Source organism: Microbacterium sp. NPDC064978, assembly GCF_044543605.1.
GTDB classification, from domain to species: domain Bacteria; phylum Actinomycetota; class Actinomycetes; order Actinomycetales; family Microbacteriaceae; genus Microbacterium; species Microbacterium meiriae.
This window is the reverse complement of the sequence record NZ_JBITWF010000004.1, coordinates 234,769-246,951: the sequence shown is the minus strand read 5'-3', so window position 1 is coordinate 246,951 and position 12,183 is coordinate 234,769. Positions and strand designations below refer to the sequence as shown.

Genomic DNA, 12,183 nt, shown 5'->3' with positions numbered 1-12,183 from the left:
GAATCCGTGCGCGATGACCCGGGCGTCCGGACCCTGGGGCAGAATCGAGGCGTGAACATCGTCGTCGGAGTCACGGGCGGCATCGCCGCGTACAAGACGGTGCACCTCGTGCGCCTGCTCACGAAGGCCGGTCATGAGGTGACCGTGGTGCCCACCGAGGACGCGCTGCGCTTCGTGGGCCTGCCGACCTGGGAGGCCCTGAGTCGGCGCCCGGTGACGACGAGCGTGCATGAGGACGTCGCCCGCGTGCGGCACGTCGCCCTGGGCCAGGGAGCGGACCTCATCGTGATCGCCCCGGCGACGGCGAACTCGCTCGCGAAGATGGCCGCGGGGCTGGCCGACGACCTCCTCGGCACGACGCTGCTCGCGACCGAGGCGCCCGTGCTCGTCGCGCCCGCGATGCACGCGGAGATGTGGCGGAACGCGGCCACGCAGGCGAACATGGCGACGCTCCGGGAACGCGGCGTGCACGTGGTCGGACCGGCCGACGGCGAGCTGGCCGGCGGTGACCGCGGCCCCGGTCGCATGGTCGAGCCGGAGGAGATCCTGGCGGCGGCCCAGGCGCTGCTGACACCGGGCGACCTGGCAGGCGTGCGGGTCGTCGTCTCGGCCGGCGGGACGCGGGAGCCCATCGATCCGGTGCGCTTCCTCGGCAACCGGAGCAGCGGGCGCCAGGGGGTCGCGCTCGCGGCGGAGGCGGCGGCGCGCGGCGCGGAGGTGGCGCTCGTCGCGGCGAACGTCTCCGGGGACGTGCTCGCGGACGCCCGCCACCCGCACGTCCGGATCGTCCGGGTCGGCACGGCCGCGGAGCTGTCCGCGGCGATGAAGGAGGAGTCCGCGGCGGCCGACGTCGTGCTGATGGCGGCGGCCGTGGCCGACTATCGACCGGTGGAGGTCTCCGCGCGCAAGCTCACCAAGGACCGCGGCGGGGTCGGCGCCATCGAGCTCGTCGAGAACGAGGACATCGTCGCCGCGCTCGTCGAGAAGCGAGGCGCGGGACAGCTCATCGTCGCGTTCGCGGCGGAGACCCCCGAAGACGAAGCGGAGCTGCTCGCCCGCGCCCGCGGCAAGCAGGAGCGCAAGGGGGTCGACCTGCTGGTGGTGAACGAGGTCGGCTGGGAGCAGGGGTTCGAGCGTGGCGAGAACGCCGTGCACATCCTCGGGCCCGGCGGGGTCGTGGCGCGGACCGCGGCGGGGAGCAAGCGCGAGGTGGCGGCGGCCGTCTGGGACGAGGTCGCCCGCGAGAGGTGAGGGGCGGTGGAGTCGCGCACCGCCGAATGCTAAACTTGAGTCAACCAAACTCAACTTTCAGAAGGAGCATCTCCAGGAGGAGCGCATGACCACCCCGCAGACCGGATCCCCGAACCAGGAACAGCAGTCCGCCCTCGAGCAGTTCGGCATCAACCTGACCGACCGCGCCCGCGAGGGCAAGCTCGACCCCGTCATCGGACGGGACAGTGAGATCCGGCGCGTCAGCCAGGTGCTCACTCGTCGCACCAAGAACAACCCGGTGCTGATCGGCGAGCCCGGCGTCGGCAAGACGGCGGTGGTCGAAGGGCTCGCGCAGCGCATCGTCGCGGGCGACGTCGCGGAGTCCCTCAAGGACAAGGAGCTCGTCTCGCTCGACATCTCCGCCCTCGTCGCGGGCGCCATGTACCGCGGCCAGTTCGAGGAGCGCCTGAAGCAGGTCCTCAAGGAGATCACCGAGTCGGACGGCCAGGTCATCACGTTCATCGACGAGCTGCACGTGCTCATGGGTGCGGGCGGCGGCGAGGGCTCGGTCGCGGCGTCGAACATGCTCAAGCCGATGCTGGCCCGCGGCGAGCTGCGGCTCATCGGCGCCACCACGCTCAACGAGTACCGCGAGTTCATCGAGAAGGACGCCGCCCTCGAGCGCCGCTTCCAGCAGGTGTACGTCGGCGAACCGACCGTCGAGGACACGATCGCGATCCTCCGCGGGCTCAAGGGCCGCTACGAGGCGCACCACGGGGTGACCATCTCCGACAGCGCCCTCGTGGCCGCGGCGTCGCTGTCCAACCGCTACCTGCCCGCGCGGCAGCTTCCGGACAAGGCCATCGACCTGATCGACGAGTCGATGTCGCGCCTGAAGATGGAGATCGACTCCTCTCCGGTCGAGATCGACCAGCTCAAGCGCCAGGTCGACCGGCTGAAGCTGGAGGAGCTCGCGCTCAAGCGGGAGAAGGACGCCGCGTCCAAGGAGCGTCTCGGCACCCTCCGGGAGAACCTCGTCGAGCTCGAGAAGGAGCTCGCCGGACTCGAAGCCCGGTGGGCGCGGGAACGGCAGGGTCTCAACCGCGTCGGTGAGCTGAAGAAGCAGCTCGACGACGCGATCACCCAGCGCGACCTCGCCATGCGCAACGCCGACTACACGAAGGCGTCGAAGCTCGAGTACGAGACGATCAAGCGCCTGGAGCGCGACATCGCGGAGGCGGAGCAGGCCGAGGCCACCGCCTCGAGCGAGCCGCGCATGGTGAACGAGCAGGTCACCGAGGAGGACATCGCGGCCGTGATCGCGGCCTGGACGGGCATCCCGGTCGGGCGGCTGCTGCAGGGGGAGAGCGAGAAGCTGCTGCACCTGGAGAACGAGCTCGGCAAGCGCCTCATCGGCCAGAAGGATGCCGTCAAGGCGGTGTCCGACGCCGTGCGCCGCTCGCGCGCGGGCATCAGCGATCCCGGTCGTCCCACGGGCTCGTTCCTCTTCCTCGGACCGACCGGTGTCGGCAAGACCGAGCTGGCCAAGGCACTCGCGCAGTTCCTCTTCGACGACGAGCACGCCATGGTGCGCATCGACATGTCGGAATACGGCGAGAAGCACTCGGTCTCCCGGCTCGTCGGCGCCCCTCCCGGGTATGTCGGCTACGAGCAGGGCGGTCAGCTCACCGAGGCCGTGCGGCGTCGTCCCTACAGCGTGATCCTGCTCGACGAGGTCGAGAAGGCGCACCCCGAGGTGTTCGACGTGCTGCTGCAGGTGCTCGACGACGGGCGGCTGACCGACGGGCAGGGGCGCACGGTCGACTTCTCGAACGTGATCCTCATCCTGACCTCCAACCTGGGCTCGCCGATCCTCATCGACCCCGTGCTCTCCGTGGAGGAGAAGCGGGAGCAGGTGATGGCGCTCGTGCGCCAGGCGTTCCGGCCCGAGTTCCTGAACCGTCTCGATGACATCGTGATGTTCCAGGCGCTCACCGAGGACGACCTCGCGCAGATCGTGGAGCTGTCGGTCGACCAGCTGCACGACCGGCTGCGCGACCGTCGCCTCACGCTGGCGGTCACTCCTGGGGCGCGGTCGTGGCTGGCCGAGCGCGGTTACGACCCGGTGTTCGGCGCCCGCCCGCTGCGTCGCCTCATCCAGACCGAGGTGCAGAACAAGCTCGCGACCGCCCTCCTCTCGGGTGGCGTGCACGACGGCGACACCGTCCGCGTGGACGTGGCGGCCGACGGTACGGGCCTCGTGCTCACGGCGACGACCCCCGAGCCGGAGGTCGAGGACGACGACGTGATCGAGGCGGAGCTGCTCGACGACTGATCCCGACCGGCACATAGCGAGAAGGCCCGGTATGCGCGACGCATACCGGGCCTTTCGTGTGTCGATGCTCAGGCGCTGAGGACGACCGTCTCCGCGATCGGACGACGCACGCGCGGGGCGACCTCGCGCTCCTGCAGCACCTCCGGCAGGGCCTCGATGTCGCCGAACTCGCCGACGGCGATGACGGTGGCGGGGGTGAAGCGCGCCTCCAGGTCGGCGAACTCGCGGACGACCTCGGGGTCGAAGCCGCTCATCTGGTGCACGACGAGGCCGTCGTGGTGGGCCTGCACGGAGAAGTGCGCCACGGCCTGGCCGAGGTCGTAGAACGCGTGGCTGATCGGCGTGCCGTCGGCGGTCGCGGTCTCGGCGATCGCGACGACGAGCACGGCCGCGTTGCCGGCCCAGGCCTGGTTGAAGCCCATGAGCGCGTCGACGATCTGGGCGTGCAGGGCGGTGCCGCGGCGGGCGACGATGAAGCGCCACGGCTGGATGTTGTTGGCGGAGGGGCTCCAGCGGGCGGCCTCGAGCGCGGTGGCGAGCTTGGCCTCGTCGATCGGATGCTGCGCGTCGTACGCGCGGGGGCTCCAGCGGCCGGCGAGGACGTCGAGGACGGGGTGCTCGGTCGGGGCGGTGCGGTCGATGACGGGAGTGCTCACGGAAGTGCCTTTCGGACGGAGGGGATCGGACACCGTCGTCCGCGTACACGGGGGATGAACCGATGCATGTGCATGCATATTCCCGGAGGTCGGTTCGCGTCAGTCCAGGAGGTTGCGGGAGGCGGCGTCGGCGAGCGCGGCGCGGACGGCGCGGATCGAGGGGGCGTCCGCGGACACCCGCCGCGCGGAGGAGAAGATCTCCCGGCGCGGTTCCTGCGGGAGCGGGGCGAGGTCGACCGTCGGGGTGTCGCCCGCCCACACGAGCTCGGGGAGGAGCCCCACCGCGAGCCCGGCGTGGATGAGCCGGACGTGCGCGGTGAGGTCGGCGAGCTCGAAACGCACGTCCGGCTCGAACCCGGCGGTGCGACAGAGCTGCTCGGCCCACGCGCGGGACGCCGTGCCGGCAGGCTCGAGCACCCACGGCTCCGCGCGGGTGGCCCACAGGGCGGCGACGGGGTCGGCGGCTCCCGCAGCTCCGGGGCGCCGGGCGAGGGCGATGGCGTCGTGGGCGAGCACGACACGGTCGAGGTCGGCGTGGATGGGGCGTGTGCGCCCCGGATACTGCTCGGCGAGGATGAGGTCGTAGTCGCGGCTGGAGACGCCCACGAGGCCGGATTCCGGGTCGCGCTCGGTCACCTCGACGCGCAGGGCGGGGTGGCGCTCGCCGAGGGCCGCGAGGGCGCGGGGCAGCAAGGAGTGCGCGGTGGACTGGAACACCGCGAGGCGCACGGTGCCGGTCACCTCGGTGAGCGACTCGGCGACGGCGACCTGGGCGTGCTCGAGCTGATCGAGGATGCCGATGGCCTCGGCGACCAGCACGTTCCCCTGCGGCGTGAACTGCACCCCGCGACCGACCCGACGCAGCAGTGGCACTCCGACATCGCGCTCCAACGCGGCGAGCTGCTGGGACACGGAGGCCTTGCTGTAGGACAGCGCGTCGGCCACCGCGGAGAGCGTGCCGCGGCGCGACAGTTCCACGAGCAGACGCAGGCGGTGGACGTCGAGCACGACGGTTCCGATCGTTCGGGATGAGTGAACAGAATCCACTCGAATCGGTTGATAGACGGAGCCTACCGAGCGGCTGGACAATGATCCAGCCGCACACGACACCCGGGTGTGCGAGGCCGAGGAAGGTACCCCCGCCCCATGACCGTCATCGACGACACCACCCCCCGCACCGAAGAGGTCGCCGCGCTCGTGCAGCGCTGGCTCGCCGAGAGCGAGACCCACCCGGTCGAGCCGGCCGCCCAGCGCCTCTCCGAGGTGCTCAAGGACCCGAACGGACTGGACTTCACCGTCGGCTTCGTCGACGGCGTCATGCGTCCGGAGGACCTGCGGGTCGCCGGCCGCAAGCTCGCCGAGCTGTCGGACATCACGCCCACGCTGCTGCCCGGCTACCTCCGGGCCGCCATCAAGGCCGGCGGGTTCTGGGCGCCGAAGCTCCCGAACGTCGTCGTCCCGATCTCGCGGCGCGTGCTGCGGGCCATGGTCGGCCACCTCGTGCTCGACGCGACGCCGTCCAAGCTCGGCCCGGCCATCGCCAAGCTCCGCAAGACCGGCAACCGTCTGAACCTCAACCTCCTCGGCGAGGCCGTGCTCGGCGAGCGCGAGGCGGGCCGCCGACTGCAGGGCACGTACGACTTCCTCGCCCGCCCGGACGTCGACTACGTCTCGATCAAGGTCTCGAGCGTCGTCAGTCAGCTCTCCATGTGGTCGTTCGACGAGGCCGTCGCCGATGTCGTGGAGAAGCTCACCCCGCTGTACCGGCTCGCGGCGAAGGCCGAGGCGAAGGGGGCCCGCACCGGGACGCAGAAGTTCATCAACCTCGACATGGAGGAGTACCGCGACCTCGACCTGACGATCGCGGCCTTCACGAGCATCCTCGACCAGCCGGGCCTGGAGTACCTCGAGGCCGGCATCGTGCTGCAGGCGTATCTCCCCGATGCGCTCGGCGCCATGCAGCGGCTCCAGGAGTGGGCGGCCGCGCGCCGCGCCAAGGGCGGAGCGCCGATCAAGGTGCGCGTGGTCAAGGGCGCGAACCTCGCGATGGAGGAGGTCGACGCGAAGGTGCACGGCTGGCCGCTCGCGACCTACGGCACCAAGCAGGACTCCGACACGAACTACAAGCGCGTGCTCGACTGGGCGATGACGCCCGAGCGGCTCGACGCCGTGCGCATCGGCGTCGCCGGTCACAACCTCTTCGACATCGCGTACACGTGGTTGCTGGCGAAGGCCCGTGGTGTGACCGGCCCTTCGACAGGCTCAGGGACCCAGGGGCAGAAGGGCGCCCTCGTGGAGTACGAGATGCTGCTCGGCATGGCGACCGGGCAGGCCGAGGCCGTCCGCAAGGACGTCGGCCGTCTCCTGCTCTACACGCCGGTCGTGAACCCGGCGGAGTTCGACGTCGCCATCGCCTACCTCGTGCGGCGCCTCGAGGAGAACGCGAGCCCCGAGAACTTCATGTCGGCCGTGTTCGAGCTGGCCTCGAACCCGACCCTGCTCACCCGCGAGCGGGAGCGCTTCGAGCGCTCGCTCGCCGCGCTCGTCGCCGACCCGTCGGTGTCGGGCCCGAACCGCACGCAGGACCGCACGGCTCCGCGCCCCGAGAACACGACGGACGGCTTCGCGAACGAGCCCGACACCGATCCCGCGCTCGCCGCGAACCGCGCGTGGGGCCGGGAGATCCTGCAGCGCTCGGTCTCCTCGACGCTCGGCCGGGACGCGATCGCCGCGGCCCGCATCGAGACCGACGCCGAGCTGGACGCCGTGTTCGCCGCCGCCACGTCCGCCGCCGAGACCTGGGCGGCGCTCCCCGCCGCCGAGCGCGCCGCCGTCCTGCACCGTGCGGGCGACGAGCTCGCCGCCCGTCGTGGCGAGCTGCTGGAGATCATGGCGCACGAAGCCGGCAAGACCATCGCCGAGGCCGACCCCGAGGTCAGCGAGGCGATCGACTTCGCGCACTACTACGCCGAGCGGGCGAAGGATCTCGAGGCCATCCCCGGCGCCGAGTTCGTGCCGTCGAAGGTGACCGTGGTCACGCCGCCGTGGAACTTCCCCGTGGCTATCCCCGCCGGCGGGGTGCTGGCCGGCCTCGCCTCCGGATCCGGCGTGATCATCAAGCCCGCCAAGCTCACCCAGCGGTGCGGCGCCGTGATGGTCGAGGCGCTGTGGGCCGCGGGCGTCCCGCGCGATCTGCTCGCCCTCGTCGACCTCGCCTCCCGCGACCTGGGCACCCGCCTGGTGGCGAGCCCCCAGGTCGATCGGGTCATCCTCACCGGGGCTTACGAGACCGCACAGCTCTTCCGCTCCTTCCGGGCCGACCTGCCGCTGCTCGCCGAGACCAGCGGCAAGAACGCGATCATCGTGACGCCGTCGGCCGACCTCGACCTCGCCGCCGCCGACGTCGCCCGCAGCGCGTTCGGCCACGCGGGGCAGAAGTGCTCGGCCGCGTCGCTGGCGATCCTCGTCGGGTCGGTGGCGGACTCGAAGCGCTTCGAGCGGCAGCTCGTGGACGCGGTCACCTCGATGCGCGTCGGGCTTCCCGACGACCCCGCCACGCAGATGGGGCCGATCATCGAGCCCGCGAACGGCAAGCTCCTCACCGCGCTCACCACTCTCGACAAGGGCGAGCGCTGGCTGGTGGAGCCCCGGAAGCTCGATGACGAGGGGAAGCAGTGGACACCGGGGGTGAAGACCGGCGTGCGCGAGGGCTCGTACTTCCACCTCACCGAGTTCTTCGGACCCGTGCTCGGCATCATGCACGCGAAGGACCTCGACGAGGCCATCCGGCTGCAGAACGCGGTCGACTACGGCCTCACCGCGGGGCTGCACTCGCTGGACTCCGCCGAGGTCGCGACCTGGCTGGACCGCGTCGAAGCGGGCAACCTGTACGTGAACCGAGGCATCACCGGCGCCATCGTGCAGCGCCAGCCCTTCGGCGGCTGGAAGCGCTCGGCCGTGGGCGCCGGGGCCAAGGCCGGCGGTCCGAACTACCTCTTCGGTCTGGGCGAGTGGCGTGCGGGCGAGCTGCCCGCCGCGGCTCCGGGGGCGGCGGTGACCCCCGCGGTGACGGGGCTGCTGGAGGCCGCCGCACCCGAGCTCGACCCCGCGGGCATCGAGTGGCTGCATCGTGCCGCGGCCGCCGACGAGCGCGCGTGGATCGACGAGTTCGGCGCCGTGAGCGACAAGTCCGGACTCGGCGTCGAGCGCAACGTGTTCCGGTACCGTCCGGTGGCCGTCGACGTGCGCATCGCCGAGGACGCGCCGCTCGCCGAGGGGGTCCGGGTGCTCGCCGCTGCCCTGCGCAGCGGCAGCCCGTTCACCGTGTCGGCCGCGTCGCTGCCGTCCCGGGTGGAGAAGGCGCTCAAGGCGCAGGGCGTGACCGTGAAGACCGAGTCGGACGCCGCGTGGACCAAGCGCTACGCGAAGGGGGCCCGGTCGTGGCAGCGGGTGCGGCTCGTGGGCGGCGACGCCGGCGCGCTGCACACGGCCCTCGACGGCAGCCCCGACGTCGCGGTCTGGTCGCACGCCGTGACCGGAGCGGGCCGGGTCGAGGTGCTGCCGTTCCTGCACGAGCAGGCCGTGTCGATCACCAACCACCGCTTCGGCAACCCCACCACGCTCTCCGAGGGCATCCTCTGACGCCGAGACCCCGGCTACACGTCGAGACCCCCTGCTGCACGCGCGTGCAGCAGGGGGTCTCGACGCGAAAGCGTGGTCTCGGGAGTCAGCCGCGCAGAGCCTCGGCGAGCTTCACCCGCGAGCCCATCCGGAGCAGGGAGTTCTCGTAGATCTTCGCGCCGACGACGATCGCCGCGACGCAGCTCGCCAGGAGGATCGCGAGGCTCAGCAGCGGCTCCCACCACTGCGCCTCACCGACGAAGAGACGCATCGGCATTCCGACCGGAGCCGAGAACGGCACGTACGACATGATCGTCAGCACCAACGGGTTGTCGTTGAACACGATCACCAGCACGTACGGCGCCATGATGAGCATCGTGATGGGGGTCGTCGTCGAGCCGATGTCCTCCTGGCGGGAGACCATGGAGGCGGCCGCCGCGAACATCGCCGCGAGCAGGATGAACCCGAACAGGAAGAACACCGCGAACCAGATGATGGGGGCGCCGAGGGTGGTCAGAACCTCGCGTTGACCCGTCACGATGAGGCCGATGGTGGCGACGGCCGCGAGGGCGAGGATCTGCCCCATCGCGAGCACCGTGTTGCCGATGACCTTGCCGGCGAGCAGGGTGCGCGCGGGGATCGCCGACAGCAGCACCTCGACCACCCTGGTCTGCTTCTCCTCGACCACGCTCTGGGCGATGGTGCCGCCGAACGTGGCCGCGGCCATCATGAAGACGAGCCCGAACGCGATCGCGATGAAGTAGCGCAGCAGCGGGTTGGTGGTCACCGGCTCGAGGATGACGACCTCGGGCGAGAGCGACAGCCCGGACACGAGCGACCCGGGGGCATCCTCCAGGGCGACGATCGTGTAGCCCGCGGCGTTGTCGCCCGCGAGCACCGCCGCATCGACGTCGCCCTCGCGGACCAGCTCCTCGGCCTCGGCGCGGGAGGCGACCTCGGTCACCTCGACGTCGGGCAGGGCGGACACGGCGCCCGCGGTCTCCGAGGTCACGGCCACCGGCATGGCGTCGCTGTTCTGACTCGCGAAGCCGCCGAACAGCACGCCGGCGAGGGCGATGAGCAGCAGGATGCCGGTCGAGATCAGGAACGCCTTGCTGCGGAGCTTGGAGCCGATCTCCCGCTCGGCGACCAGCCAGATCCCGTTCCGCGCGGGAGTCGAGGTGTTCACTGGATGACCTCCTTGAAGATCTGGGCGAGGGAGGGGTGCTTGGGTGCGAAGCTCGCGACGTCGCCGCGCGCGACCGCCGACTGCAGCACACGCTGCGCGGTGTCGGGGCCGTCCGCGTCGAAGAGCGCGTAGCCGCCCTCGAAGTCGACGACCGTGACCCCGGGCTCGGTGCGCAGCCACCCGGCGTCCCCCGCGGAGACCAGCTCGTACCGATCGCGGGCGTGCTCGGCGCGGAGTCCGTCCCGGGATCCGGCCGCCCGGATGGTGCCTCCGGCGAGGATGACGAGATCGTCGCAGAGACGCTCGACCACGTCGAGCTGGTGCGAGGAGAAGAGGATCGAGGCGCCGCGGGCCGCGCTGGCCTGCAGGACCCCGGCGACGACGTCAACCGCGAGGGGGTCCAGGCCGGAGAAGGGCTCGTCGAGGATCAGCACCTCGGGGTCGTGCACGAGCGACGCGGCGATCTGCGCGCGCTGCTGGTTGCCCAGTGACAGCGACTCGATCGTGTCGTCGAGGCGCTCGCCGAGCCCGAGCTCCGTGAGCAGCGCGGTCGCCCGCTCCGTCGCCTCCGGCTTGCTGAATCCGTGCAGGCGCGCGAGGTAGACGATCTGCTCCAGGACCTTCATCTTCGGATACAGGCCGCGCTCCTCGGGCATGTAGCCGAAGCGGCGGCGGTCGCTGGTGGTGAGGGGCGCCCCGTCGAGGTCGACCCGTCCGCCGTCCGACGACAGCAGGCCGAGGATGATGCGCATGGTCGTGGTCTTGCCGGCGCCGTTGCCGCCGACGAAGCCGGTGAGGCGGCCCGGCGCGACCGTGAACGACACGTCGTCCAGCACCCGGCGGCTGCCGTAGCTCTTGGTGATGCCGGAGAGTTCCAGCAGTCCGGTTGTCATGTCGTGGTGCTCCGTCCGAAGGTGATCCGCATGATCTTCACGCTATTGAGCACGGGCGGGGCGGGGCATCCCCCACAGGGGGGACTGCGACGGATCAGCCGCGGGGCGGACGGCCGGCGTGCAGCACCGTGCGCACGAGCAGGCCGGCGACCAACGCCCAGAACGCCGCACTCACCCCGAGCACGGCGATGCCGGAGGCGGCGACGAGAAACGTGACGACCGCGGGGAGCCGCTCACCGGGGTCGTCGATCGCCTGCTGGACGGCCGCGCCGAAGGCGCCGAACAGCGCCAGCCCCGCGACCGCCGGGATCACCGCCGTCGGGGCGAGCACGACGAGCGTGGCGAAGGCGGCGGAGAACGCGCCCAGCACGAGGTAGGACGCTCCGGTCGAGACACCGGCGAGCCAGCGCCGGGCGGGGTCGGGGTCGGCGTCGGGGGACGCGGCGAGGGCCGCGCTGATGGCGGCGAGGTTGATCGCATGACCGCCCGCCGGAGCGCCGAGCGCCGTGCCGAGACCGGTCACGAGCATCGCCGGACGCCACGGGACCTCGTAGCCGAAGCTGCGCATGATCGCGATACCCGGCACGTTCTGCGACGCCATGGTCACGATGAACAGCGGCAGCGCGATGCCGACCAGGGCCCCGACCGTGAAAGCCGGCATCGTCAGCTCGAACCGCGGCAGGAGGACGGCCGGGTCGACCGGTGTGCCCGCAGTGACCAGCGTGACGGCGACCACCGCAGCCGCGGCGACGAACGCGAGCGGCACAGCCCACCGGGGAGCCAGACGGGCGAAGACCAGCCAGGTCAGCACGACCGGGAGCACACCCCACGGGTTCGCGACGATCCCGGTGATCGGCGCGAGGCAGAGCGGCAGCAGCACCCCTGCCAGCATGGCCTGGGCGATCGACGGCGGGATCCGGGCGATCAGAGCGCCAAGCGCGGGCCAGAGCGCCGTGAGGAGGATGAGGGACGCCGTCACGAGGAAGGCTCCGACGGCGGCGGGCCAGCCGCCCTCGACGCTGCCGGTCGCCACGAGCAGGGCAGCACCGGGGGTGGACCACGCGGCCGTGATCGGCATCCGATAGCGCCAGGCCAGCACGATGCAGGCGAGCCCCATCGCGAGGCTCACGGCGAGGAGTCCGCTGGCCGCCTGCGCCGCCGACGCGCCCACGGCGTCGAGCCCCGTGAGCACCACCGCGAAGGAGCTCGTGAACCCGACCAGTGCCGTGACGATCCCGGCGACGATCGGACGTGAGACGGGGGCGGTGGGCATGGCTC

8 protein-coding genes are annotated in these 12,183 nt (G+C 71.6%); 3 read left to right on the top strand and 5 right to left on the bottom strand.

Going from position 1 to position 12,183, the window contains the following annotated elements; translation table 11 throughout:
* Positions 1 to 51: 51 nt before the first annotated feature.
* Positions 52 to 1,251 carry a bifunctional phosphopantothenoylcysteine decarboxylase/phosphopantothenate--cysteine ligase CoaBC gene (gene coaBC / locus ACIGJI_RS14145; protein WP_363446275.1) on the top strand — a complete coding sequence of 400 codons (1,200 nt, stop codon included), beginning with the start codon at positions 52 to 54 and terminating at the stop codon, positions 1,249 to 1,251.
* An 85-nt stretch (positions 1,252 to 1,336) separates the two neighbouring features.
* A complete protein-coding gene (locus tag ACIGJI_RS14140) occupies positions 1,337 to 3,547 on the top strand; it encodes an ATP-dependent Clp protease ATP-binding subunit (RefSeq protein WP_187662612.1) in 2,211 nt (736 codons plus the stop codon).
* Between the two features lie 68 nt (positions 3,548 to 3,615).
* Here ACIGJI_RS14140 and ACIGJI_RS14135 read toward each other — a convergent pair whose 3' ends face one another.
* Together ACIGJI_RS14135 and ACIGJI_RS14130 are read right to left on the bottom strand one after the other, a co-directional pair.
* The gene (locus ACIGJI_RS14135) at positions 3,616 to 4,203 is read right to left on the bottom strand and encodes a nitroreductase family protein (RefSeq protein WP_187662611.1); all 588 of its coding nucleotides are present in this window, start codon (positions 4,201 to 4,203) and stop codon (positions 3,616 to 3,618) included.
* 99 nt (positions 4,204 to 4,302) lie between these two features.
* The gene (locus ACIGJI_RS14130) at positions 4,303 to 5,211 is read right to left on the bottom strand and encodes a LysR family transcriptional regulator (protein WP_315636519.1); all 909 of its coding nucleotides are present in this window, start codon (positions 5,209 to 5,211) and stop codon (positions 4,303 to 4,305) included.
* A gap of 138 nt (positions 5,212 to 5,349) precedes the next feature.
* Here ACIGJI_RS14130 and ACIGJI_RS14125 point away from each other — a divergent pair, with 138 nt between their 5' ends.
* Complete coding sequence (locus ACIGJI_RS14125) at positions 5,350 to 8,844, top strand: bifunctional proline dehydrogenase/L-glutamate gamma-semialdehyde dehydrogenase (RefSeq protein ID WP_363446278.1); 3,495 nt, start codon at positions 5,350 to 5,352, stop codon at positions 8,842 to 8,844.
* Positions 8,845 to 8,929: 85 nt separating this feature from the next.
* Here the strand turns inward: ACIGJI_RS14125 and ACIGJI_RS14120 are convergent, their stop codons facing one another.
* From ACIGJI_RS14120 to ACIGJI_RS14110, 3 genes are all read right to left on the bottom strand, one after another.
* Positions 8,930 to 10,012, bottom strand: a complete 1,083-nt coding sequence (locus ACIGJI_RS14120) for an ABC transporter permease (protein WP_363446280.1) — start codon at positions 10,010 to 10,012, stop codon at positions 8,930 to 8,932.
* Positions 10,009 to 10,893: an ABC transporter ATP-binding protein gene (locus ACIGJI_RS14115; protein ID WP_187664243.1), complete on the bottom strand. Its 885-nt coding sequence runs from the start codon at positions 10,891 to 10,893 to the stop codon at positions 10,009 to 10,011. Before ACIGJI_RS14115 ends, ACIGJI_RS14120 begins: the two co-directional genes overlap by 4 nt.
* A gap of 106 nt (positions 10,894 to 10,999) precedes the next feature.
* Positions 11,000 to 12,178 (bottom strand): benzoate/H(+) symporter BenE family transporter, encoded by a 1,179-nt coding sequence (locus ACIGJI_RS14110; RefSeq protein WP_363446282.1) that lies wholly within the window; start codon positions 12,176 to 12,178, stop codon positions 11,000 to 11,002.
* Positions 12,179 to 12,183: the final 5 nt, after the last annotated feature.

Coding starts and splice junctions, on each gene's coding strand:
- ACIGJI_RS14140 (WP_187662612.1), top strand. CDS start 1,337: ATGACCACCCCGCAGACCGGATCCCCGAACCAGGAACAGCAGTCCGCC.
- ACIGJI_RS14125 (WP_363446278.1), top strand. CDS start 5,350: ATGACCGTCATCGACGACACCACCCCCCGCACCGAAGAGGTCGCCGCG.
- ACIGJI_RS14110 (WP_363446282.1), bottom strand. CDS start 12,178: ATGCCCACCGCCCCCGTCTCACGTCCGATCGTCGCCGGGATCGTCACG.